This window comes from Cupriavidus basilensis OR16 (assembly GCF_000243095.1).
Taxonomy (GTDB): Bacteria; Pseudomonadota; Gammaproteobacteria; order Burkholderiales; family Burkholderiaceae; genus Cupriavidus; species Cupriavidus basilensis_D.
The window spans coordinates 35,573-59,682 of record NZ_AHJE01000081.1; the positions used below are offsets into that span (position 1 = coordinate 35,573).

At 64.1% G+C, this 24,110-nt stretch carries 23 protein-coding genes and 1 pseudogene; 10 read left to right on the forward strand and 14 right to left on the reverse strand.

Annotation, left to right across the window (positions count from 1 at the left end; translation table 11 throughout):
* Positions 1-134: 134 nt before the first annotated feature.
* The 5 genes and pseudogenes from OR16_RS26670 to OR16_RS46420 all read right to left on the reverse strand — a co-directional run.
* Positions 135-2,291 (reverse strand): PQQ-dependent dehydrogenase, methanol/ethanol family, encoded by a 2,157-nt coding sequence (locus OR16_RS26670; protein ID WP_006161430.1) that lies wholly within the window; start codon positions 2,289-2,291, stop codon positions 135-137.
* Positions 2,292-2,315: 24 nt separating this feature from the next.
* On the reverse strand, positions 2,316-3,221 hold the full coding sequence (locus tag OR16_RS26675; protein WP_043421238.1) for a transporter: 906 nt from the start codon (positions 3,219-3,221) through the stop codon (positions 2,316-2,318).
* A gap of 86 nt (positions 3,222-3,307) precedes the next feature.
* Entirely contained in the window at positions 3,308-4,726 is a 1,419-nt protein-coding gene (locus tag OR16_RS26680; protein ID WP_006161432.1) for an aldehyde dehydrogenase family protein, read from the reverse strand.
* Between the two features lie 294 nt (positions 4,727-5,020).
* Positions 5,021-5,476: a helix-turn-helix domain-containing protein gene (locus OR16_RS46415; protein ID WP_237717237.1), complete on the reverse strand. Its 456-nt coding sequence runs from the start codon at positions 5,474-5,476 to the stop codon at positions 5,021-5,023.
* 97 nt (positions 5,477-5,573) lie between these two features.
* Positions 5,574-5,903: pseudogene (locus tag OR16_RS46420) on the reverse strand (sigma 54-interacting transcriptional regulator); the annotation flags it as partial.
* Between the two features lie 39 nt (positions 5,904-5,942).
* Between OR16_RS46420 and OR16_RS46425 the strand changes: the two are divergent.
* Both OR16_RS46425 and OR16_RS26690 read left to right on the forward strand, forming a co-directional pair.
* The gene (locus OR16_RS46425; protein WP_237717238.1) at positions 5,943-7,022 is read left to right on the forward strand and encodes a hypothetical protein; all 1,080 of its coding nucleotides are present in this window, start codon (positions 5,943-5,945) and stop codon (positions 7,020-7,022) included.
* Positions 7,023-7,357: 335 nt separating this feature from the next.
* Positions 7,358-7,564 carry a DUF6494 family protein gene (locus tag OR16_RS26690; protein ID WP_006161434.1) on the forward strand — a complete coding sequence of 69 codons (207 nt, stop codon included), beginning with the start codon at positions 7,358-7,360 and terminating at the stop codon, positions 7,562-7,564.
* Positions 7,565-7,660: 96 nt separating this feature from the next.
* On the opposite strand, the gene OR16_RS26695 is transcribed toward OR16_RS26690, so the two are convergent.
* On the reverse strand, positions 7,661-9,712 hold the full coding sequence (locus OR16_RS26695; protein WP_006161435.1) for a thioredoxin domain-containing protein: 2,052 nt from the start codon (positions 9,710-9,712) through the stop codon (positions 7,661-7,663).
* A gap of 426 nt (positions 9,713-10,138) precedes the next feature.
* Here OR16_RS26695 and OR16_RS26700 point away from each other — a divergent pair, with 426 nt between their 5' ends.
* From OR16_RS26700 to OR16_RS26715, 4 genes are all read left to right on the forward strand, one after another.
* Positions 10,139-10,426 (forward strand): GYD domain-containing protein, encoded by a 288-nt coding sequence (locus OR16_RS26700; protein WP_006161436.1) that lies wholly within the window; start codon positions 10,139-10,141, stop codon positions 10,424-10,426.
* Positions 10,427-10,919: 493 nt separating this feature from the next.
* Positions 10,920-11,357 carry a universal stress protein gene (locus tag OR16_RS26705; protein ID WP_006161437.1) on the forward strand — a complete coding sequence of 146 codons (438 nt, stop codon included), beginning with the start codon at positions 10,920-10,922 and terminating at the stop codon, positions 11,355-11,357.
* 585 nt (positions 11,358-11,942) lie between these two features.
* Positions 11,943-12,203, forward strand: coding sequence for a hypothetical protein (locus OR16_RS26710; RefSeq protein WP_043421268.1), 261 nt, complete (start codon positions 11,943-11,945; stop codon positions 12,201-12,203).
* Between the two features lie 149 nt (positions 12,204-12,352).
* The gene (locus OR16_RS26715; RefSeq protein ID WP_006161439.1) at positions 12,353-12,790 is read left to right on the forward strand and encodes a hypothetical protein; all 438 of its coding nucleotides are present in this window, start codon (positions 12,353-12,355) and stop codon (positions 12,788-12,790) included.
* 265 nt (positions 12,791-13,055) lie between these two features.
* Here the strand turns inward: OR16_RS26715 and OR16_RS26720 are convergent, their stop codons facing one another.
* The gene (locus OR16_RS26720) at positions 13,056-13,436 is read right to left on the reverse strand and encodes an Hsp20/alpha crystallin family protein (RefSeq protein ID WP_006161440.1); all 381 of its coding nucleotides are present in this window, start codon (positions 13,434-13,436) and stop codon (positions 13,056-13,058) included.
* A gap of 18 nt (positions 13,437-13,454) precedes the next feature.
* Entirely contained in the window at positions 13,455-13,889 is a 435-nt protein-coding gene (locus OR16_RS26725; protein WP_006161441.1) for an Hsp20/alpha crystallin family protein, read from the reverse strand.
* Between the two features lie 160 nt (positions 13,890-14,049).
* Here OR16_RS26725 and OR16_RS26730 point away from each other — a divergent pair, with 160 nt between their 5' ends.
* Complete coding sequence (locus tag OR16_RS26730; RefSeq protein WP_006161442.1) at positions 14,050-15,003, forward strand: DnaJ C-terminal domain-containing protein; 954 nt, start codon at positions 14,050-14,052, stop codon at positions 15,001-15,003.
* 165 nt (positions 15,004-15,168) lie between these two features.
* Here the strand turns inward: OR16_RS26730 and OR16_RS26735 are convergent, their stop codons facing one another.
* A complete protein-coding gene (locus OR16_RS26735; RefSeq protein WP_423739686.1) occupies positions 15,169-16,392 on the reverse strand; it encodes a SagB/ThcOx family dehydrogenase in 1,224 nt (407 codons plus the stop codon).
* 583 nt (positions 16,393-16,975) lie between these two features.
* Between OR16_RS26735 and OR16_RS43705 the strand changes: the two genes are divergently transcribed.
* Positions 16,976-17,494 (forward strand): hypothetical protein, encoded by a 519-nt coding sequence (locus OR16_RS43705; protein ID WP_141639917.1) that lies wholly within the window; start codon positions 16,976-16,978, stop codon positions 17,492-17,494.
* A 432-nt stretch (positions 17,495-17,926) separates the two neighbouring features.
* Here OR16_RS43705 and OR16_RS40055 read toward each other — a convergent pair whose 3' ends face one another.
* From OR16_RS40055 to pedF, 3 genes are all read right to left on the reverse strand, one after another.
* A complete protein-coding gene (locus OR16_RS40055) occupies positions 17,927-18,265 on the reverse strand; it encodes a class I SAM-dependent methyltransferase (protein ID WP_081488895.1) in 339 nt (112 codons plus the stop codon).
* Positions 18,243-19,136: a substrate-binding periplasmic protein gene (locus OR16_RS26750; RefSeq protein WP_006161445.1), complete on the reverse strand. Its 894-nt coding sequence runs from the start codon at positions 19,134-19,136 to the stop codon at positions 18,243-18,245. The genes OR16_RS40055 and OR16_RS26750 overlap by 23 nt, the downstream gene beginning before the upstream one ends.
* 70 nt (positions 19,137-19,206) lie before the next feature.
* Complete coding sequence (gene pedF / locus OR16_RS26755; RefSeq protein ID WP_006161446.1) at positions 19,207-19,686, reverse strand: cytochrome c-550 PedF; 480 nt, start codon at positions 19,684-19,686, stop codon at positions 19,207-19,209.
* A 297-nt stretch (positions 19,687-19,983) separates the two neighbouring features.
* Here pedF and OR16_RS26760 point away from each other — a divergent pair, with 297 nt between their 5' ends.
* Positions 19,984-22,029: a sigma-54-dependent Fis family transcriptional regulator gene (locus tag OR16_RS26760; protein ID WP_006161447.1), complete on the forward strand. Its 2,046-nt coding sequence runs from the start codon at positions 19,984-19,986 to the stop codon at positions 22,027-22,029.
* A 28-nt stretch (positions 22,030-22,057) separates the two neighbouring features.
* Here OR16_RS26760 and OR16_RS26765 read toward each other — a convergent pair whose 3' ends face one another.
* Positions 22,058-22,993, reverse strand: a complete 936-nt coding sequence (locus OR16_RS26765) for an MBL fold metallo-hydrolase (RefSeq protein ID WP_006161448.1) — start codon at positions 22,991-22,993, stop codon at positions 22,058-22,060.
* A 23-nt stretch (positions 22,994-23,016) separates the two neighbouring features.
* Positions 23,017-23,943: an alpha/beta fold hydrolase gene (locus OR16_RS26770; RefSeq protein ID WP_006161449.1), complete on the reverse strand. Its 927-nt coding sequence runs from the start codon at positions 23,941-23,943 to the stop codon at positions 23,017-23,019.
* An 86-nt stretch (positions 23,944-24,029) separates the two neighbouring features.
* On the opposite strand from OR16_RS26770, the gene pqqA reads away from it, so the two are divergent.
* Positions 24,030-24,104 (forward strand): pyrroloquinoline quinone precursor peptide PqqA, encoded by a 75-nt coding sequence (gene pqqA, locus OR16_RS41860; protein WP_006161450.1) that lies wholly within the window; start codon positions 24,030-24,032, stop codon positions 24,102-24,104.
* Positions 24,105-24,110: the final 6 nt, after the last annotated feature.

Genomic DNA, 24,110 nt, shown 5'->3' on the forward strand with positions numbered 1-24,110 from the left:
CGCATGACTGCGCTCTCACCCGAGAGATGCGCGCTTGCGTGTACGCGCGCCAATGATCGCACTGGCCGGGACCCAGAGACGGCCGACGGCCTTGCGGCTGGCGGCCTTCCCTGGTGCTTTCGCCTCAATGCCGCTCAGGGCTTCTTTGGCCGTACTGCGTCTGCGGTACCCTGGATGAAAGCCTGGATCTTTACCACGTCCTCCTCGGTCAGCTTGCCGGTGAAATCCGGCATGCCCTGCTGCACGAAGGGGCCGTTGAACACGATCTTGCCCAGGTTCTCGATCAGGCCGGGCCCGACGTAAGCCAGATTGGGGATATTGCCGCCCTTGTCCACCCCCGGCACCCCATGGCAGAACACGCAGTTGTTGACGTACAGCTTCTGCCCTTCCTGCACATGAGCCGGGTTGTACTTCACGCCGGACAACAACTCGGCCATCGGATACGCCGCCGCTTGCGGGGCCTTGGCCTTGCCGCCCACGGCGAAGGTGTAGACCGTGCCGGGCGCCTTGCGGTCGGTGGCGCGCGCGCTCAGGCCGAACACGCCGCCCCAGCCTACCGCGATCGACACGTACTGCTGGCCGTCGACAAGGTAGGTGACCGGGGGGGCCACCACCCCGGTACCGACCGGCGTCTCCCAGAGTTTCTCGCCGGTGGCCGCGTGATAGGCAATGAAGCGGCCGTCCGCGGTGCCCTGGAACACCAGGTTGCCGGCCGTGCTCAGCGTGCCGCCGTTCCACGGTCCCGCATAGTCCTGGTGCCAGACCGCCTTCTGCGCGACCGGGTCCCATGCGATCAGCCTGCCGAAGGGCTTGCTCTTGGGCGGCTCGGCATTGACCAGCATGCCGAGGTTCCATCCCACCCCGCTGTGCGCTTCCTGGGAGTCCTTCTGGTTGCGCGCCCAGGCCTTATCGTCCGCTAGGGTGAGGGGCACGTGCTGCGCCGGAATATAGGCCAGGCCGGTGCGCGAGTTGAACGACATGGCATGCCAATTGTGTGCGCCGAACGGGCCGGGCACCATGTCGACCGGCTTGCCGCTGGTGCTGGCTAGCGGGTTCTCCACCGGACGCCCATCCTTGTCGTATCCCGTGGCCCAGTTCACGTCGACGAAGTTCTTCGCGGAGATGAACTTGCCGTTGGTACGGTCGATCACGAAGAAGAAGCCGTTCTTCGGCGCGTGCAGGATCACCTTGCGCGGCTGGCCGTCGATCTTGAGGTCGGCCAGGATGATGTCCTGCGTCGAGGTGTAGTCGGAGTTGTCGCCCGGCGTTTCCTGGTAGTGCCAGACGTATTCGCCGGTATCGGGATTGAGCGCCACCACCGAGGCCAGGTAGAGATTGTCGCCACCGCCGGGGCTGCGCAGCCTGCGGCTCCAGGGCGCGCCGTTACCCGTGCCGATATACATCAGGTTCAGATCGGGATCGAAGGCCATGGTGTTCCACACGGTGCCGCCGCCGCCATTGAGCCAGTACTTCCCGCTCGGGTCCCAGGTGCCGGCCGCGCGGGCCATGGCCTCGTTCTCGAATGGCTTGGCGGGGTCTCCCGGCACCGTGAACCAGCGCCACCGCTGCGCGCCGGTCTCGGCGTCGTAGGCGGTGATGTAGCCGCGCGCGCCGTACTCCGCCCCACCGTTGCCGATGATGACCTTGCCCTTGTACACGCGCGGTGCGCCGGTGATGGTGTAGGAGAACTTGTGGTCCACCACGGTGTCCTGCTCCCACGCCTTCTGGCCGGTCGCGGCGTCGATGGCCACCAGCCGGCCATCGAAGGCGCCCACGAAGACCTTGCCCTTGTAGACCGCCACGCCACGGTTCACCACGTCGCAGCAGCCCCTGTAGCCGAGATTGCGCGGCACCTTGGGATCGTAGGTCCAGAGCCGCTTGCCGGTGCGCGCGTCGATGGCATGGACCACGCTCCACGGCGCCGTCACATACATCACGCCGTCGACCACCAGCGGCGTGGCCTCGACCCCGCGCGTCGACTCCAGGTCATAGGACCAGGCCAGGCCCAGTTTCGCGGCGTTGCCGGTGTTGATCTGGTCGAGCTGGCTGAAGCGCGTTTCCGCGTAGTCCAGCCCATAGGAAGGCCAGTTGGCGGTTCCGCGCTCATTGGCGCGGATCGCCGCGCCGTCGATACCCGCGGTGATGGCGCGCACCTTTTGCACACTGAGTGGCCTGGTGCCCGCGGTGTCGGTGGCGAGCGCCGTACCCGCCGGCAATGCCAGCGCAACCGCCGCCGTTCCCAGCCACAGCGCCGCTACCCTGTCCTGCTTGTTCCTGCTTCTTCTCGTCATGGTCTGCTTTCCTGTCAGGTCCGGTCAAAATACTTTGAGCACGCGGAGATTGAAACGGCTGCCTTCCATGGGCCCGTTGCGCACCGAGATGTCCTGCCCATAGGTGCCCAGCACCTGCACGGTCGGCGTCGGGAACCACGCCATCCCCAGTGAAAACTTGGAAGTATTGGTGTTGTCGTTGCGGGAGATACCGTTCACCTTGCTTTCGCCGCCGGCCGTGTAGGACAGCCCGCCACGGATGTCGAAGGTATCGGTGAAGTTGTAGCGCAGCCAGCCCTGGCCCTGGAACAAGGGCGCCTGCTTCAGGCTGGCCGAAGCCGCGCCAAACTTGTTGTTGTCGCCATAGAAGGTCACGTCGGCGATCAGGTCGAGCGTGAGCTTGCCGGCCAGGGGCGTGATGTAGCCCGCCTGCAAGGCGAACTTCCAGCGGTTCTCGCCAAGGTTAAGGGCCCGCTCCTTGTCGTAGCTGCCAACGGGCACGTAGAGGAACGGGGTTATGCCGAAGTACCGTTTCTGCTGCGGCTGGTTGACCAGCCATACGGTCGCGGCCAGGATCGGATCGCCCATGCCGCCGCTGCTGCCGAGCCCGCTCAACTGGTCGCGCCCGCGCAGGTTGCCGAATGGCAGCAGGATCTGCGGGTCGACAGTGAAGCCGGCGATGTCCATGAAATGCACCAGGCGCGCAATGCCGATGTCCGAGTTCAGGTGGCCGCCGGCCACCTGGCTGCCGCTGGCGTAGACCTTGTCGCGCTCCGCGTGCTGGTAGTAAAGCATGCCCAGGTTGGTGCCCGCCGGCAGCGCGGTATAGTCGCCGGCGTCCACGTCGATGGCGTGCGCGGGCGCCGCCGCCAGCAGCAGGGCCGCGATGGCGCCGCCATGGCGCAGGGCCGAGCGCGCCCTGCGGCGCAAGGCCGTTCCTTGTTGCTCCATGTCTCCTCCATCTTTTTGTTGTGTGCCCATGCCGCGGCACGGCCCGAGGGCCGTGCCGGGTCTGACGGGCTGGATGCCGCAGGCGCTCAGGCTGCCTGCGGGCGCGCGATATTGATCACGCTCAGTTGTGCATATTCGGCCAGGCCTTCGGCGGCGAACTCCACGCCCACGCCGGACTCCTTGGCGCCCACCAGGGGGATGTGGGGACCGAAATGCAGGTGATGGTTGACCCAGGCAGTGCCCACGTCGAGCCGCTGCGCCACGGCATAGGCACGCGCCTGGTCGGACGACCAGACCGAGCCGCCCAGCCCGTAGGGCGAACCGTTCACGCGCGCCACGGCATCGTCCAGGTCTTCGTACCTGAGCACCGGCAGGATCGGCGCGAACTGTTCCTCGGCAACCAGCGCATTGGTGTCGGGCAGGTCGCGCACGATGGTGGGCGCGATAAAGTAGCCGTCGCCCTTGAGCGCGGCGCCACCGGCCAGCACCTTGCCGTCGCGCCGGGCCACGGCCAGGAAGCGGCCGGCCTTGTCGAACTGCATGGCGTTCTGCAGCGGCCCGAGGGTCACGCCAGACTCGGCGCCGTTGCCGACCACGGCCTGCCTGGCCAGTTCGGCCAGCGCATCGCAAAGCGCATCATGGATAGCGGCATGCACGTACAGGCGCTTGAGCGCCAGGCATACCTGCCCGCAGTTGTAGAAGGCGCTGCCGAAGATCCTGGGCGCGATTTCCGCCACGTTGGCGTCGTCGAGCACGATGGCACCGTCGTTGCCGCCAAGCTCCAGCGTGATGCGCTTGAGGCGGGGCCCGGCGCTCTCCATCACCTTCTTGCCCGTCGCGGTGGAGCCGGTGAACGAGACCTTGGCCACGTCGGGATGCGACGTCAGCAGGCCGCCCAGATCGTTGAGATCGGTGATCACGTTGAGCACGCCCGCAGGGAAGATGCCGTTGGCGATGGCACCAAGCTGGAGCGAAGCCAGCGGCGTGGTCGGCGCGGGCTTGAGCACCACGGTATTGCCCATCAGCAGCGCGGGCGCGATCTTGTAGGCGGCGATCAGCACCGGGAAATTCCACGCGGCAATGGCGGCGACCACGCCCAGCGGCTTGTGATGGACTTCGATGCGATGGGTGGCGTCGTCCTGCACCACCGATACCGGCAGTTCCATGCCGGCGATATGGCGCACGAACGCCAGCGCGAACTGCAGCTCCTGGCGCGCTTCGGCCAGCGGCTTGCCCTGCTCCAGCACCAGCGACGCGGCGAGGTCTTCCGCGTTGGCCGCCATTTCGTCGGCGAAGCGCAGCAGCAAGGCGCGGCGTGCTGGCAGCCCGAGCGCCGCCCAGGCCGGCTGGGCCGCCTTGGCCGCGGCCACGGCTGCGTGCACATCGCGCTCGGTAGCGCGGGATACCGTATTGAACACCTTGCCCGTGGCGGGATTGATCACGTCCAGCAGGGCTCCGCCCTCAACCAGCTTGCCGCCGATCACCAGTGCTGCATTGCTTGGCATATTGTCCGTCTCCTTTGTCTGTGCAGGTAGCGCTCATGCGCTCGCACTGCTTACTGCAAAGGCCGTGCCCGGCGCACCGCGTGCGCGCTCGCTGGTCATCGCATCCGCGCCATCCGGCGCGTTGCAGCCGCGCGCCGCGCCTGAGGGACGCAGGTGTGCGCGCAAGCGGCGCCGCACTCCTGTCTCAAACTGCGCCGGTGTCTCGACACAACTGAGACATGGGGGAAAAGGAAAAAGCCCCCGATAACCGCCATGCGATCATCGGGGGCCTTGAAGGCGCTAGTCCAGGTGCGATCAGCCGCGGTTGTGGCGCGCCAGCTTGCGATACAGGGTGGCGCGCGAGATGCCCAGCGCGCGCGCAGCCTGCGAGCGATTGCCACTGAGCTGAGCCAGGGTCCTGTGGATCAGTTCGTTCTGCACATCCGCCATGACGGTGGATTGGCCAAGGGCTCGCGGCGCCTCCAGCGCCGGTGTGCCGATCGCTGTCGCCACCCAGCAGTCGTCGAAATGCTCGCGCCGCACGATTTCGCTGCCGCCGGACAAGGCAATGGCTGCGCGCAGCACCTGGTGGAGTTCGCGTACGTTGCCAGGCCAGTGGTGCGACATGACCAGGGCCATGGCATCGGCGTCGAGCCGCTTGGACCGCCCGCGCACGAGCGACTGCAGGACGGACGCCACCAGCTCGGGCATGTCCGTGCGCTCGCGCAGGGCCGGCATGCGCACCGACAGGCCGTTCAGGCGGTAGAACAAGTCCTCCCGGAAGGTGCCCTCGCGAACCAGGTCGCGGCACCGGCTTGCTGCTGCCGATCCGGGTCAGGCTGCGCTCCTGCAGCACGCTCAGCAGCCGGGTCTGCAGCGCCAGCGGCATATCGCCGATCTCATCCAGGAAGAGCGTGCCATGATCGGCCTGTTCAATCTTGCCCGCGCTGCCGCCCTTGCGGCTGCCGGTAAATGCACCGTCGGCATAGCCGAACAGTTCGGCTTCGGCCAGGCTTTCGGGAATCGCCGAGCAGTTGAGCGAGACGAACGCTTCGCCCGGTCGGCTGGCCTCGTGCAAGGCACGCGCCAGCATACTCTTGCCGGTACCTGTCTCGCCCAGCAGGATCACCGGCACCTGCTCGCGAATCACAGTCACGGCCTTCTCGACGGCGCGGGACAGCGCCGCATCGGCAATCACGCATGACCCGTTGTCGGCCGGCTTGCCGCCATCGCCGCCATGCTGCTGACGCCCGCGCGTCGGCGCCGCAGGCTGGTCAAGCGAAACAAAGAAGCGCTCGCCGCCGAGCGCGCTCAGCGAGCCATGGCTGGATGCCGCCGTGCCATGCAGACCGCTGGCGAAGACCTGCCGCAGTTCGGTACCGGTACCGCCAGCGCCGCGCAGTTTCAGCATCTGCCGTGCGGCACGGTTGGCGGCTGCAATCACGTCATCGCCCGAGATCGCGACAATGCCCTCGGCCGGCGTATGCAGCATGCGATGGTCATGATGCAGATGCAGGATGCGGCAGCCATGCAGCCTGGCGTACAGCCGGTTCTCGATCGACATGGCGGCCGACTGCACGAGGCTGAGCGCGTAGCTGGGCAGGTCCACGCCAAAACCGGTGATGTCGATCACGCCGATCAGCCGGTCGTGGCAGTCGTAGATCGGCGCCGCCGCGCATACCACATCGACAAGCTCATTGAGATAATGCTCGCCGCGCCGTATCTGCACCGCCCCGCCGCCTTCGATCAGCACGCAGGCAGGTGCGTTGGTGCCGAGCGAACTCTCGCACACGCGCTTGCCGCCCCGCAGCACTGCCGCGGCAGCCGGGCCAATGCCAGCGCGGGCGCTCGCGTTGGAGCTGACAATCATGCCGTCGGCATTGGTGCAGAACACGAGCCAGTGCTGCGCGGGAAACGCGCGCGCCAGAATCTCCATGTCCTCGCCGCAGGCGTCGATCAGCACCCGATGTTCATCCTCGATCAATTGCAACTGCGTGCGCGAGACAGCAGTGCTGAACAGCGCCTGATCCTCCGGCCGCATGCCGGCGCTAGAGGCGCGCTGCCAGCTCTTGGCAATCAGGTCAGATACGGCCCCGGGAGGAATGCGCTTCCCTTCGAAAAAATTCTGTCTCGCAAGCTGCACGTCTGTTGCCAGCCCATTCGATGCGTGCCTCATTCAGTAGTCTCCGTACTGTCTTGTTCTAATGGCGGTAACTGCCGCTGCTACCGCGGCGGGGGCGCTCGCCGGAGAAGAACTGTAAGTGACGCCCCCCCTGTTTTCAAGCGCATGACGGTGCGGCACATGGTTTTCACCTAGCGGACAAAGACGAGACCGGCTCCCGTTCCACGAAGCGAGCGGCACACCGTCTCAAATTGAGACAGTGCTAGGCCGCGATGGCAGGTACAAGACAGTCCCTCGACGATCGAGGGCCAATCTCGACGGCTCTCATTTGGCTCGTGGCTCGGAACCTATCGTGCGGGTCACGGCGCATCGCTAAGGTATCGCGGGCCGCCGTTGCGCCATGTGGGCGCCATGTGGGCGCCATTTTCGACGCGGCCTCCTGGCTGGGCACGCAGGCGGGATCAACTTCGGGCAGCAAAAACGCAGCCCAGCGCCTAGTCTTTCCTTGTGGTAGCCGTCAGGAGAGCGTGATGAACGAAGAAACCTTCAACCTCAGCATCCGCAAGTTCCTCAAAGTCGTCGGCGTGAGCTCGCAGCGGGAAATCGAGCAGGCGGTGTCCAGAGCGATCGCCGCGGGCACCATCACCGGAACCGAGCGCTTCCCGGTCGTGGTCACGCTGGAACTGGCCGCCTTGCAGTTCAAGGCCCAGTTCGATGGCGAAATTCAGCTCGAGTGAAGTCGCTTGCCAAAGCACTGGCGCCCACGCGATCGCTGGAATCAAGGTGTGCGCGAAGAGCGTCCTTGGCTTCGCAATGGCCTCTTTGCTTGCCCCTTAGCGATCCTGTTCCGGGAAACTGGCGCCTGCATGCCGCGTTGAAGCCACGGGTGCCCCGCTCCAGGACGCGCAGCGTTCAAGCAGCGCCTTGCCACTGGTAACCGGCGCTGCGCAGGTGCGATGCCGGCACACGTAGGCTGCCGGACGGCCCTTGACCGGCCGCCGCCCGTGGCCGATCGGGACGTCCTCGGCAAATGCCAGGACGCGTGCCGGCAAGTACGCGCGGTGAACGCTTTGCACGAGGCCGGCGGCAGCCGCCTTGTCGCCGGCAAGAATGATCTCGAACGGGCCGCGCTGCGCGAAGTCCCGGGCGGCCAGCAGGTGCACGAAGCCGGCCGGGGCCGCGGCGGCGGCGGCGCGGTATCTCCGGAATTCGTCCTCGGCAAGGTCGCGGTAGACGTCGCGGCCGGTGAGCGCATGCAAGCGCAGGAAGGCGAACACACTAGTTGAGATACCCGACGGCCAGGCGCTGTCGTGCGGCGCGCGGGGCCTATGCACCAATGGCTCGCCATCGCGGGGCGTGAAATACAGCCCGTCGTCGCGGAACTTGTCGAGGATGAGCGCCACGAGTTCGACTGCGCGATCCAGGTAACGCTTGTCGAAGCAGGACTCGTACAGGTCGATCAGAGCGTTGGCCAGCAAGGCATAGTCTTCGAGAAACCCGGGCACCTTGGCTGTCCCGTCCTTCCAGGCCCGGTACACGCCACCGTCCGGCATGGTGAGTTTCTCCTGGATAGCGCTGGCGGCACGCCTCGCGGCGGCGAGGTGCGGGGGGCAGCCCGTCGCCTGGTAAGCCGCACAGAGTCCCTGGATCATGAGGCCGTTCCAGCCGGTGAGTATGTTGTCGTCACGGGCCGGGCGAGCACGCCGGGCGCGCGCTGCAAACAGCCGCCCGCGCCAGTCTTCGAGGCGCGCCTCGTCAAATGGGTCCAGCGTGGCCGCGCGGTTGAGGACCGACGTACCGCGCGCGAAATTCCCACCGTCGGTCACGCCGTAGGCCCGGCACGCCAGCGCGCCCTCGGATGCCCCCAGGACAGCCCTCACCTCGGCCGGTGTCCAGACATAAAACCGGCCTTCCTCGCCTTCGCTGTCGGCATCTTCGCCAGCATAAAAGCACCCGTCAGGGTGTGTCATGTCCCGCACAATGTACGCGATGGCTTCCTCGAAGACACGGCGCCAGGCCGGCTTGCCGGTCAGGCGATAGGCGTCCGCGTACAGCGTGACAAGCTGGCCGTTGTCGTAGAGCATCTTTTCGAAGTGGGGCACGGCCCAACGTTCGTCGACGCTATAGCGGGCAAAGCCACCGCCAAGCTGGTCATGGATGCCGCCGGCCGCCATGCCGTCGAGCGTGCGCTCCAGCGCCGCAAGCAGCACGGGTTCACCCGTCCGTTGACAGATGCGCAGCACAAGGTCGTAGCCGCTTGCGTTGGGAAACTTGGGCGCGCCGCCCAAGCCGCCATGTGTCGGGTCGGTGTCTTGCGCCAGGGCACGGGCTGTCTGCGCGGGCAGGTCCTCGACTTCGGCGGCTTCCCGGCCCAGGTCAACCAGGTCAAGCTGTCGGAACCCGAGCCGAAACTGTTCGATCATGTCGCGCAGCTCGCCGCGGCGATGCGTCCAGGCTTCGCTCAGGCTCAGCAGCACGCGCACGAACCCAGGGCGGCCGTAGCGGTCATCCGGCGGGAAGTAGGTGCCGCCAAAAAACGGTTCTCCTTGTGGCGTCAGGAACACCGTGAGCGGCCAGCCGCCGCCCTGCCCCATCATCAGGGGCACTTTCTGGTAGATGTCGTCGATGTCGGGACGCTCCTGCCGATCCACCTTGATGCTGATGAAACGCGCGTTCATCAAGCCGGCGATGCGGGGATTCTCGAACGATTCGTGCGCCATGACGTGGCACCAATGGCACGCGGCGTAGCCGACCGAAAGCAGAACCGGTTTGTCGTCCTCGCGCGCGCGGCGAAATGCTGCTTCGCTCCAGGGATACCAGTCGACTGGATTCGCCGCATGTTGCCGTAGGTAAGGCGAGGTTTCCGTGGCGAGCCGGTTTGTCATCATAGGCTCCAGCTTGATCCGGTAGAACAACTGTGGCGCAGAACAAGGCGCGCTGCAAGCGCGCAGAACCTCCACTCCGGGTGTCTCATCGTGTGAGGGAGGCATTGACGCTTCGCCAATTGACGTGAGGCCGTCGGCACCTATGACCAATTCAGGTGAAGGGCGTCTGAACGCAAGCAGTGGGGTCTGCGCTTCCAATTGTCGCCTTGCCATCTCACGCCGACCGGCGCGAAACGGTAACCGGCTCCAGGGTCCTCGATCCAGGCAGGCAAGGAGAGCGGCATGGGAACCGCCCCCGCAAACCTATAATCAGTAGGCACACGCATACGCTCTCTCGGCGGAAAGACTCTCTCGGCGGAAAGACATTGTCCCCATGCGTCAGCCCGTGCCTAACGGCCTGTCAACCGTTTTGTATGGAGGTGTTCCATGACCACCTATGTCATCCTCAGCACTTTATCTCCTGATGCGTTCAAAGAGCCCAAGGACCTGAAGCAGATCGCCGCCACGGTTGCGGAAAAGATCAAGGCCGAATGCCCTGCGGTTACCTGGAAAGACAGTTTTCTCACCCTCGGTCGGTTCGATGTGGTGGACATCGTTGAATCGAATGACCTGGCGCAACTCGAAAGGGCGGCATTAATCATTCGCGCCTACGGACATGCAACCACCGAGACTCTACAAGGGACCCCGTGGAAACAGTTCATCGCAACGCTATAGCGGTGCCGCGGGTCGTATCTGTGCTCGCGCGAAGCGGGCTTCCTGACCGGAGCCGATCTCGCCATCAAGGGCGGGCAGCGCCTACAGTGACATCGTCCGGTCCGCGGGAGAACGCTGCCCCCCGGCTTGCAGTCGGTCGGTCGCTGGGCAGGCGTGAGGTGGCCTACCATGCAAATTGCCACGGTCTGGCGACATCGCCTATAGTTGGCTTGGTAGTGTTGCATTCGATTTAACGTGCCTGAAAGACTTCTCGGATGCGCGTGGGCGGATGAACTCCTAGCAGCACCACTTTGTGCTTGACGCGTGTTGGCGTCCAAAGCCTTGCGTGTCCGATGGCCGCCTGGTATCGGCGATGCCACCCCGTTCCTCCGATCGGCTAGCACCAATATGCCACGATAGGAGAACGCGTCACTTCCGGTCGGAAACGACTGTCAGACAAGTGATTTGCGGACAGGACGCCGACGCGCACGGTCATTGCCGGGAGGAGACATATATGTTCAAGCATCTCTTGGTGCCGACCGATGGGTCCCCGCTCTCCGAAGCCGCGATTCGGATGGCGGTGACGCTCGCTAAGGGATTCCAGGCCAAAATCACGGGATTTCACGCCATCCCGGAGTACCGCATCTTCACCCATCGGGTCGACATGCTGGAGGATACCCAGGAGCGGTTCGCGCAGATAGCCGAACAGCATGCGGAGCATTACCTGGGGATGATCGCGCAAGCCGCGAGGGAAGCGGGGGTGCCATGCGACACGATCCACGTGACAAGCGATCACCCCTATGAGGCGATCATCCGCGCCGTGGAGGAGCGGAACTGCGACCTCATTGTCATGGCCTCGCACGGTCGAGCTGGCGTGCAGGGTCTGCTGCTCGGCAGCGAAACCCAGAAAGTCCTGACCCATAGTACGATCCCGGTCCTCGTGTACCGCTAACCGGTGCAGCCGGATCACAAAAGGCCATGCCGCGCATGGTGTCCATTCTGATCTGTCCCGGACGATCACCTTGGAGCGAGAGAAATGCGCATCGAGCTGGGTTCACGCCGTCATATGTTCAAGCTGCCTCGAGGTCTCGTGGCGCGAAGTTGCCAGGAGCCTTCAGCAGGTTCTCAAACATGGTGTTCAACTACGGTGTGCCCGCCGTGCTCCGTGCCTGACTCCTGCAATTTGCTCCTGGGTCAAGGGAGGGCATCGGAAGGTGCTTTCTGAGTCAATGCCCTCCATTTCGCCGCTCCGGAATTTGTCTCCTTTAAGCGTGGCGCTATTGTGATGATGAGAAGTCACTTGCTGCCAGAAGCCAAAAAATGGGTCTACGATGAAGGCGTGGTGATCCACTCTTTAACCCCACAGTCCGCAATCATGATGCTTCCAGGCACTGCGCAACTGACCCCAGGGGAACGCGCCCGAGAGCGCCCGCCCCCTTTGGAAGATGAGGCGGTGCCAGGGAACCTGAGGCTTGTCCGCCACTCACCATCAGGATGGAAGCCACCACGTCTGCGTTGGATGGACGAGGAGCCAACAATGAAACTGATTGAGCCGGACGAACATCGGGCATTCCTTGCTGCCCTACGGCATAACGGTCTGGCAGAAGATGATTTCGAGCTTGCCGAAACCGATACGACGGACCCAAAGGGCGACGAGAACTTTGGTCTCCAGGGCTATGTCGCCGTAACCAGACGATCAACTCGAGTTACGCGGGAATACCCCATCGGCTACGAGACAGATTGGGTGCAGCGCTTCAGCAAAGATCTGGGAGCCTGCGCATTCGATAAGCTGGAATGAGATACCCCAGGCCACGACGCACGGGCGTAGGAAAGCCCGTCGCCTGGCAAATAGGGACATTAGCCTGGAAGGCAGCCAACCTCGAAGGTGGTTGGAGCGTGTCCGAAGCCAGCGGGGGCATACTGCACATTGTCAGTGGAGATAGAACCATGAGGGCGCAGATTGCTGAAGGCACCCTGGAAATCTGGGGGGAGAACCCGACGGAAACCTGGGCGTTGGGCAGGTGGCATAAAGAACACCGAATCAGTGCTGGCACGGTCAGCATCTACCCGGTCTCGCCAGAAATAGAACATAAGCCGCTACTCGGGAGCATGGAAGGGCTGGTAGTGGACGCCCACGACCAAGAGACGGATATGCTCACGGTTAGCCACCGTCCCAATGGTCTTTTAGTGGATGCGATTGACTTGGCGCCGTTTCAGATTGCGCGCATTGCACTATCGATGCTCCTGGGAAGAAATCCACTCTCTATCAAGGTGGGAGACGTTCTCGATTTTTATATCCATCCGCAGTTTGGTGAATGGGTTGATGGTTACAAGAAAGAGATGGAAACGCAAGCGACGAAGGGTTCGCTGACTTACCCGGGGTGATCGCAAGCGGAAGACTCCGGAGTCATCCTTGGCCTGCGCCCCGTTTCCATTCACGGCAAGCCACGCAGAATTTCTTATCCTTGAACTGAAAAATAGGATACTGGAACCGGATCAGCGCGCCAGCAGCGGTCAGCGTCGGATGGTGCCAGTCTTCGACCAAGTTGTCTCACAAAGAACCGAAACCCTATTTCAATGATTCCGGTTTCATGTCAGTCCGCCTACGTGTGGGCAGCCTGGGCGATGCCCAAAGCCCGTTCGGCTTACATCACGCGACCTTGACCTCAATGCGGCTCGGTTGCGCGTATTCGGCTTTGGGGATGCGCAGCTTGAGCACGCCGTGGTTGAACTCGGCGACCACCTTCTCGGCATCTAGTTCCTTGGATAGCGTGAACACGCGCCGGTATCGCGGCAGGGAAACCTCCGTGTAACTGGCTTCCATACCCTCCGGCTGATCCAGGACGACTTCCCCCTTGATGGTCAGGATATCCCCTTCCACCTGCACAACCAGCTTGTCCTTGGGCACACCCGGCAGATCGGCGTACAAGGTGATGCCTGCGGCGTCCTCGTACACATTCGCTGGCGGCATCAGGGCCGCTTCAGCGCTGCCAGTGTCGGCTTGTTTGGTGACAGCAGTATTCTCGCTCATGGCCAGATCCTCCTCGCATCATTGGATGCTGATTTGGCGCCGCTGCGCGGCTTCGAGGCGCTGGATGCTGATGTGCAGCACGCCGTCGCGGTACTTGGCTTCCACCGCATTGGGATTCACGTCGTCTGGTAGGCTCACCACACGACGGAAGCGGCCGGCGAAGCGTTCATCGATATGCAGGGAGGGTTGCTCGTCCTTGTCTGAGAGATCGGGCTTGCGCTCGCCGACAATGGTCAGTACGCCCTTCACCAGTTGCACGTCGATGCTGGCCGGATCGATGCCGGGGGCAAAAGCATAGATTTCCACCGAGTGGGGTGTGCCGCCGACATTGATGGCCGGAAAACTGACCTGACCACGAATGCTGTGAGACAGCTCGAATGGCTGCTGCATCTCACGCTGCAGGCGTTCCAGCGCTGAGAATACGTCACGGGGAAACAGGGATCGATACATCATGTTTGCCTCCATTCGCACTGGCGCGGGCGCCATATTCTGACGTCCCTGGTTGGAATGGTAAGGCTTCCCCTGAGGATTTCAAGTTCTTGATTTGACTGATACTCGCCATCATTCTTCCGAGCGGAAGGGCAGCGCTAGAGACCTGAAAAGGGGAACACGCATGGAATTCCAGGACTACTACAAGACGTTGGGAGTGACACGTGATGCCACCGCGGAGGACATCAAGAAGGCGTTCCGCAAACTCGCGCGCAAGTTCCATCCCGACGTTTCCAAGCAGTCGGATGCCGAACTGCGCATGAAGGAGCTCAACGAGGCCTATGCCGTACTCTCCGACCCGGAAAAGCGCGTCGCGTACGACCAATTGAGACGCGGCCATCAGCCCGGCCAGGAATTCCGTCCGCCGCCGGACTGGAACACCGGCTTCGAGTTCTCCAGTCGGGGCTACTCGCCCCGGAAAGAGGCCGATTTCAGCGACTTCTTCGCCGAGCTGTTTGGCCACATGGGGGGCGGACACCGCAGTTTCCATACACACGGTGGCAACTTTCAGTCACGCGGCGTGGATCACCACGCCAAGGTGCTGCTGGACCTGGACGACACCTTTACCGGCGCCACCCGTCAGCTTTCGCTGCAGGTGCCAAGCATGGACGCCCGTGGCGGGGTACAGCTCAGGAACCGGACCCTCAGCGTGAAAATTCCCAAAGGCGTGCGCGAAGGTCAGCTCATCCGTCTGGGTGGGCAGGGTGCGCCGGCGATCGGCGGTGCGCCGGCCGGGGATCTTCTTCTGGAAGTGCATTTCAAACCGCACGACCAACTGAAAGTGAAGGGCCGCAATCTACACCTCACCCTGCCGGTGGCACCATGGGAGGCGGCGCTGGGGGCGGTAGTGCCTATCGATTTACCTGGGGGCGAACTGAAGGTGCGCATTCCCCCCGGCGCCCAGAGCGGCAATGAGTTACGCGTGCGCGGCAAGGGCATCCCCGCAAATCCACCGGGCGATCTGCTGCTGGACATCCAGGTGGTGTTGCCGCCGGCAAACACCCCTAAAGCGCGGGAGCTTTATGAAACCATGGCCCGGGAATTGGCCTTTAAACCGCGCCCGGATAGGAGAGCCTGATCCAAGCTTGACGACAACATGCTGATCGGCAGCTTGATGGAAGATGCTTGGCTGACTCCGGAGCAAGTGGCGGCAGAAAGATACCACCGTGCTCGCTGTCTGGACGGCGATACTTTCAGTTTTCCAAGGTTCCTGTTCCACGAATCGGAACGTAGCACTTTCGAGTCATGGCTGAACCTCATACGGTGCAAATGTAGACAAGCGCTGATCGACCATGGCGCCACCGACGGTAAAGTGATACAGGCTTTGCCAAGCGTGATCTTTGATTCCCAGCATGGCGTGCATTTCATCATCGAAAAAACAGCCAATTCCCGTTGCGCGCGCTCCGGAGGCTTCGGCTTCAAGATAGAGCGCCTGGCCGAGGATGCCGCATTCCCAGAAAAGATGGCGATAGCGCCACGGTTGCTTCAGGGCGATTTCGAAATTTGCAAGCATTCCCAGCGCAAAGCAGGAATCGGCGGCGATGTCCTGATGACAACAGATCAATTTTGCCACAGCGCGTAAATCGTAAGGCAGCAGAAAGTAGAGAGGCAGATAGTCCGGTCCAGTCTTTTGCCACAGCCATTTCGGACGCATAGCCTGCTTGAGGCTAGGCAGCGCCCCGGAATGTCTCACTAGCACATACAGGCCCGGCTCCAGATCGTCCACGCGGTGCACCAATAGCGCCGGATGCACCGCGACAGGAGACATCAGCGTATTCCACGGTGGCGTGTCGCTGCGTACCAACAGGCATGCCAGCATGGTGAAAAAAGCCGCGGTGGTGATGCGCGTCGTACCATCGAAACTCATCGCGCTGCGGCGCTGCCGAGCAATTCGGGCAAAACTCAGATCAAGGGCGGGCGTCGCGGACCACAGGTGCGGCTCCGCGTTTAGCGAACTCGGTTCGCGAGTACGAGACTTGCGCGTGGCGTGATGGATCGAATCGATGTCTGGCCAACTCTCATGTCCCGCGCTTAGTTGATTCGCGTATCCGTACCAGTGGACCTTATTCAAAGCAGCCCGCAGGCGCTCAGGGGCTGGCAGTGCTTCAGGATTGCCGATCCAAAGCAGGGCGTCCGGCACCTCTGGTTCGGCCGCCCCAAAATCCTCGCGGCGGTCCAATCCAAGCACTTCGGCCAACGCATCATCCGCAGTAGCCTCCACCAGCCGCGTCTGCCAGCCGAGTGCTGCTGCGGCGTAACTCACTGCGGCAATAGCATGGCCGCAGTCATGCTGGCAGTAGCGCCAGGCGCGCATTCCGTATTTCCACGCCTCGCGCCAGTGGATCGAGCTTATGCCGACCAGGATACCGCCGCCCGAAAACGCCTCGGTCCATCGCGGATCATCCACTTCAGCACGACGTTCGAGTACATGGTCGCGGCTCAGGTAATGGTAGACCCCGCCAGACAAGCCAGGCAGAGCCGGACACAGAAGATAGCCCTCGGTCGGATGCAGATTCCCGCTCGAAGGATTGCAGCGCAGCGACCACCTCTGAGCACCGTAGGATTTGCACGCTGACAGGCCGAGTGAAAGCTCAAACAGGATTGCCAGGGTACGAAGACAGAACCTTTGCGCGGGCGGCAGAGTAACACTTGTTGGGAATCAAGTCGCAAGAGCGTATTCTTAAGAAGTGACATAACAACAGACCATATGCAACGACAAGGCACTCATGAAGTACGCCCCTATACCTCTGGCCCCGACAAAGCGCTCGACAACATCGAGAAAGCGCCAGAGTGAACAACCAGATGAAGCTCGCAAGACTGCGCAACCCGGTCAATTCGACCCGCAAAACAAGCAGATTGCAGATTTGAGCTAGTTCGCGTCGAAGCAGCAATCCAATGCTTCATCAACATCACTTGTGGTGCTATCGCGCCTACAAACGGATTTCCGACACTGCCATCACGGCATTCCCGTCCGGCTGTACCAATTAACGTTGGCACTATGGGTCTCAACCCTCCGAGCGCAGTTGTGCCCGGATAACCGAGGTGCCGATATGCGTACCGTTCTCTATTTTCGTTTCACAGATGCCGCTTCGGCCCGAGATGGCTGGACTCAGGTGCTTCCCCTATCGAAGGCGCCAACTTACGTGACGGGCCCGTGGTTCCTGGGCAGAGGCCGCAAGCCGATCGAAGGCTTTCCGGTTGCCGATAGCAGCCATACCAGCTTCCGACCCGAAGTCTCGACGGCTGGATATGCTATCTGCGCGGTACTGGGTATGGCTCTCGCCGGATACTACGGCGACCATTCTGACCCGCTGAGTAGTCTCACCGCCTATGGCCTTGGCTTTATGATCGGCGGCTTCGGCGGCTGGTTCCTCGGCGCCTTGAGTGGAACCAGGCTATTGCGGCCTCGATTAGCCCGGCATGCGGCCTTATTGGCGCAAGGCGAGATTCTCATGATTGTGGGCTGCAAATCTTCCGAGAAGGATAAGGTCAAGACCCTGCTATATGGCAAAGGCGGGGTCGGCATAGAGGAGCACGGCGATTTCCTGCCCCATCTCCGTTGGATATGACAATGGACGTCCCCGCCAAGTCAGCGCACGATCATTGCTGGAGAGGTTCGACTCGCCTGTCTCGCTAACATCCTGGCTGACGCCCACAAGGCGTCTGGCTGGCGGTTGCCAAGCGGTCCATCGCCCTGATCCAATCATCAAGCGAACCCGCCGGGGAGCGGGCATCGGTCGGCTCTTCAAGCCTCAATCGTGACGATGTGCGCCTGGATCTTTCCGTCGACGGGACCAGGCCCGAACTTCTCTCCCATGGCAGCAGTGCGGACGTCTGTGGCTCGCGAAAGCTCTTTGAGGCCACGTGCGTCGATCTCCTTACGCAAGGGCGTCCCTTGGCAGTAAGCGATCAAAGGCATGCGGGCAGAGGCTGCGCGACACGATGGTTTCGAACGCGGGTTCCGCACGGAAGCTGCCAAGCCCCAGGTCCTGCTCGATAGCCTACCGCTCGTGGTATCCGTCTGGCGTTCGGGCCAGGAAGGTAGAGGGAGCTGCGGGAAAGAGTCCGGTCAAGGCGCTCGTGACGACATGCGCGAACTCGTTTTCTTCGACCCCATCCCGAACGTTGGAGAGGAACGTGCCACCTGACGCCAGTACGCGGCGAGTCTCGGCGAAGGCCCTTGATTGGTCGGGAAAGAACATGCCGCCAAACTGGCACACGACCACATCAAACTGGCCATCTTCGAAGGGCCATTGCACCATATCCGCTCGACTCCACTCCACCGGTCGCTGTGCGCCGACGGCCTGGTGGAGAATCTCACGGCGTTTGCAGCGACACACCGTACTGCGCGAAGATCTGCTGCAGCTCGCCGCTGCGGCGGAGCGCGTCCAGCGCGTTCTGCAGTGACTCGGCGAGTTCGCTCTGGTCCGCCTTGACCGCCATGCCGATGGCCCAGCCGCGCGCGGGCAGCAGCGGCGAGGCAACGTCCACCGTGGCGAAGCGCGCGGCCGGCTGGCCATCCGCCTTGAGCGCGCTTTCGTATTGCGAGCGCGTGACCATCGCCGCGGCGATCTCGCCGGCGAACAGCGCGCGCAGCGTTTCGTCTGGCCCGGCATAAATCTTCACCTTGTCGCGCAGCGCGCCCTGCGCCCCGGACAGCAGGGCATTGGCACCGGCGGAGCCCGCTTCCGCGCCGGTAGGCTGGCCGGCCAGGTCCTCTAGCTGCCGGACTTCGGGGATGCGTTCACGGTCGTGTACCAGCACGAACATCTCGCGGTGATAGGGCGCGAAGATCAGCGCCTTGTCGTTCGCGCGCATGAACGCACGGTCCACCGGCACATGCAGCATCACATCCGCCGGGCCATAGCCCAGGTAGTGGCCGCGCCAGACCATATTGCGCAGGTCATCGGACATGTTCTCGTCAGCATCGAACGGCAACAGCGACACCGACAGCCCCATCTGCTTGCTCAGGGCCTTCGCCAGCGCCACGTCAATGCCCGGCAACGGGTTGCCCGCAGCCGTGGAAAATGGCGGCAGGCTCTTATAGACGGCCACCTTCAAGGTCCCGCTCTGGCGGATCTTGGCCATATCGGCCAGCGACGTCTGCGCGCAGACGAGCGCGGCAACCGCCAGCAGTGCGCCGGCCAGGCGACGGGGGCCGGCGGGGACCGGCAGGGAGGGAGCGGCGTCCCGGACAGGGCTGGCGCGCATGGGAGGTCTCCTGGTTTTCTTGGTCTTTCAGGGAGTGCGGGAAATGCGGGGGAAGCGCGGGCAGCCCTTGCTACTCGTGCCGCGATTCGAGATAGGTCTTGATGGACCAGACCGCTTCCTGGCTCAGCACGCCATCGAACGGCGGCATGTAGACCCGGCCGTCGCGCGTGCGCCCCTTGCGCACGGTGGCGGTGAAGTACTGCGAGACCTCACCCATGCATTCCTGCTTCTTCTTGGCGTTGGCCAGCGACGCGCAATCGCTGTCCAACTTGCGCAGGTCCGGCGCGATGCCGCCCGACACCGCTTCCAGCCCATGGCAGCGCGCGCAGTTCTGGTTGTAGGCCGAGGAGCCGATACGCAGTGCTTCCTGCTGCGCTTCGCCAGTCCTGTATGGATTGTCCGGACGCCATCCTTCACCAAGTTGCGGTAGTGTCTTGGTGTCCACAGCTTGCGGCGTGACGTCGCCATGGGCCGACGCGGCCTGGGGTAGCGCTCCGGCCAGAAGCGTGCAGATGGCAATCAGGGCAAGTGTGCGGCGTGGTGTTTTCATCAGTGTCACCTCCAGTTGTTGAACTATGTTTTGTAGGTGACTTCCGCAAAAGCCATACCAAGCGCGAAGTGGACCCTGAACCGGGCCCTGAACCGGGCCTTATACCGGGCCGTAAGCCGGGCCGGACCCCTGCAAATGGTTGGCGCGTGGCACAGCATGCCGATGCCAGTGCCCTAGAATGCAACACCCTGGCAAGCGTTTTGCTTCATGAAGCAACACTTCGGGCCATGTCGAACACGCCAGGACTCGGAGCGACCCGCGCATAGATCGCGGGCGACTTCCACAGGAGACAGAAAAATGACTTTCCAAGCGGCCGGCGGCCCGCACTTGCCCGGCGTCTCGCCGGCGGCAACGGGCACCCCGGCGGAGGGCGACCGGCCCGGCCTGATCGCCCAAGCCCATCAGCGCTCCGAATCCTATGGCCTGCGGCCCTACGAATCGCCGGACTTCTGCCCGGTGCTGCAAAGCGAGCTGAAAACCCAGATAGAGCGCAGCCAGTCGCTGTTTACCTACGCGCTGCCGGTCATGGAGACACTCTATGACCAGATCGTCAACACGCAGAGCATGGTGATCCTGACGGACGCTGCCGGCCTGATCCTGCACTCGCTGGGCGATGACGATTTCCTCGCCAAGGCCAACAAGGTGGCCTTGCAGCCCGGCGCGCTGTGGTCCGAGGAAAGCCGGGGCACCAACGCCATTGGCACTGCGCTGGCCGAGAACAAGGCCACGCTGGTCCACGGCGCGGAGCATTTCCTGGAGGCCAACCGCTTCCTGACGTGCTCCTGCATGCCCATCCTCGATGCCTACGGCAAGACGGTTGGCGCGCTCGATGTGACGGGTGACCAGCGCGGGTTCCACAAACACACCATGGCGCTGGTGCGGATGTCGGCGCAAATGATCGAGAACCAGCTGTTCGCCAATGCCTTCCAGGACATGGTGTGTGTCCGTTTCCACTCGCGCGCGGAGTTTATCGGCACCCTGGTCGAAGGCATCGCCTCCTTTACGCCGGGCGGACGCTTCCTGTCGGCCAACCGCAGCGCGCAGTTCCAGCTTGGGATGTCGGTCGGCGCCTTGCACGCGCACACCTTCTCCTCACTGTTCGGTTTGTCGCTGTCGCAGTTGTTCGACGCCGAGCGCAAGGCCCCGGGGGGTGTCGTGCACTTGCCGCTGCCAAGCGGCGTCAAGGTCAGCGCACGCATCGAGTGGAAAGCGCCCGCCGGTTCCGCTCCGGCCGCGGCCATCGACCGTGACTGTGGCGGCGACGAGGCGCACCGCAGGCCTGAAGCAGCCTCCCTGCCCCGCCGCGCGGCCGTGCAGCCAGCCCAGCCCGGGCTGGACGACCTGGACACCGGCGACGCCCAGATCAAAGGCGTCATCACCAAGCTGCGCAAGGTGATCGGCAAGGATATTCCGGTCATGGTGCTGGGGGAAACCGGCACCGGCAAGGAACTGCTGGCCCGCGCCATCCACGCCGACAGCCCGCGCCACGCCGGGCCTTTCATCGCTGTCAACTGCGCCTCGATTCCCGAGACGCTGATCGAATCCGAGCTGTTCGGCTACGAAGAAGGCGCCTTTACCGGCGCCCGCAAGAAAGGCGGCATCGGCAAGATGCTGCTGGCCAACGGCGGCACCCTCTTCCTGGATGAAATCGGCGATATGCCGTTGCACCTGCAGGCGCGCATGCTGCGCGCGCTGCAGGAGCGCGCGGTCACGCCGCTGGGCAGCAGCCGGGTGATCCACGTCGACGTGTCAGTGATCTGCGCTACCAATCGCAATTTGCGCGAGCAGGTGGCCAATGGCCTGTTCCGGGAAGACCTTTACTACCGCCTGAACGGGCTCGTGGTGCGCCTGCCGGCCTTGCGCGAGCGCAGCGACCTCGATGTGGTGGCCAACAAGCTATTGCGCGAGGGCCAGGCAAACGGGGGGCCGCGCATCAAGGATTCGGTCATGGAGATGTTCCGCAGCTATCACTGGCCGGGCAATATCCGCCAGCTCGGCAACCTGTTGCGCACTGCGCGGCTGATGGCCGAAGGCGAGGCGGAGATCACCGAGGACCATTTGCCCGACGATTTCCTGGAAGACCGGCTGGCGCGCCAGGCCACCCACCCCGCGCACGGCGCCACGGTGGCAGCAGACGCCGCGCCGGCTGGCGAGCGCGCCGCGCAGGCTGCGCCCCGCGCCCAGCCTACCCGCCTGGCCGACGTCGAGGTGCTGGCCATCGTTGCCGCGGTCAAGGCGCACCACGGCAATATTTCCGCGGCGGCCAAGGCGCTCGGCATCTCGCGCAATACGGTCTACCGGAAGATGGACGAGGCCAACGCGCTGCCGCAGCAAGATGGCTGAGACGGCGGCCGTGCGGGCCGGCTGGCGCTCAGGCCAGCGGCTCGCCGTTCATCCACTGGTCTTCCAGTTCGCGCCAGGCGCGCTGCACATTCAAGGGATGGCGCGAAGCGAAGTAGCGCCAATGGCGGTACGGCCCGGCGGCCGCCGGGCTGAGCACGCGCGCCGCATCGCCGCCCGCTTCCAGTGCGGCGGCAACGCCGCCGGCCAACGCATCCAGGTAGGCCAGCGTGGGCGCCAGCGTTTGCGCCGGCGTGCCCGGCGCGGTGCCCACCACGAGATCGGCGGGTAGCGCCGACACGGCCCGCAGCGCACGTCGCCAGCCTTGCAGGGAAGCCTCCTGCATTTCCGGAACGCGGTCGCGGTAGGCCAGGCCACCCACGCATAACAACCGCCGCTGCGGCGCATGCAGCACCGTATCCGAAGCGCTATGCGCCCCCGCGTGGACATGTACCTCCCATGCGGTGGCGCCTGTCAGCAGGCGATCGCCATGCCGCAAGCCGGGTTCCGGCAACACGATCCGCGTGCCGCGCATCGCGGCTGGCCCCAGTTGCGCGGCCAGGCGGGCCAGGCACGCCTCGCAGCGCTGGCGCATCAGGCTAGCGGTGGCGGCCGAGGCCAGGAACGCGGGGCGCGGCCGCAAGCGCGCGAATGCCGCGTTGGCCAGCACGTTCTCGGGATGCGCATGGGTGTTGACCACCCAGCGCACCGGCTCGGGCGTCACGGCCCGGATCGCCGCCAGCAACCCGTTCCCCCAGGCCAGATGCGGGCCCGGGTCGACCACCAGCACCCCGGCTCCGGTCACATGGACCAGGGTCGGCACCACCTCCCCCGCATTGGCCCGCGCCACCTCGGCATTGGCTGCGCTGGCCACGTACACGCCAGGCTGCAGCCTCGCCAGCACCACGCGGCCAAGTGCGGCGGCCGGGCCGGCGCCGCCGAGCGCCATCGCCAGCAGGGCGCCCATGAATCCGCGCCGGGTGGGATCCGTCACCACCGGCCGCCCGCCTCGCGGATCGTGGCCCGCAGGGCCTCGGCCATGGCACCGGCAGGCAAGTGTCCGCCGGGCACCCAGACCAGCCGCGCCTGGGGCATGACCGCCTTCAGACGCAGGGCGTTGGCCGGCCGGCAGACCGCATCGGCACGGCCATGCAGCAACGCCACCGGGACCTGCCGCGCACCGATCTGCGCCGCCGCCTTCAGCAACGCCGGCTTGCCCAGCCCGGCGCGGCGGCGCAGGTAATGCGCCTGGATCCGGTATTTGTCCACCGCTGCCATGCGCTCGCGCCACGGCTGCCGCCTCGGCTGCGTCCGGCCAAGACCCAGCAACCGCCGTTCGGCGCGCTGCCAGTGTTCGGCAGTGTCCAGTTTTTGAACAGTCGTACCACTTTGCAACACTTGCGACACAGTGAGCAAACGCGCCCGCGCATCGGGCGACCGCTCGCCGCTCGTCACGCGCCGCAGCATCGCGCCGCGGCGCGGAGAAAAAAGCCGATGGATATCGTCGCGGCCAGTCAGGAAAGCGCCCCGCAGGACCAGAGCCGCCACCGCGTCGGGATAACGCGCGGCATAGGCCAGCGCCAGCGCTGCCCCCCAGGATCCGCCCACCACGCTCCAGCGCTGGACGCCAAGCGCCTCGCGCAGCTGTTCCAGGTCTGCCAGCAGCGCGCCCGCCGTATTCCGGCGCAGCGTTCCGGCGGGCCGCGAACGGCCCGCGCCGCGCTGGTCGGGCATCACCACGTGGTGCCGCAGCGGATCGAACCACGCTGCCATCGACGGACTGCAGCCGCTGCCCGGGCCGCCATGCAGCACCAGCCATGGATCGCCCGTGGCTGGGCCCGCCTGCCGCACGTGCATGCGGTGGCCATCCCGCGTACGGAGAAAAATGCAATGGGACGGCAGCGGCGCTGCGGGCATGGATGTTGCCTCGGAAAGAACGCGGCGACCTTCGCCGCAAGAAGACCCGATGCATTCACTATCTATGCCACCCCCGAGGAGGAGACATGAACTGGACCACCCCTGCCTACAAAGAACTACGCCTGGGTTTCGAGATCACGATGTACATCGCCAACCGCTGAGCACTT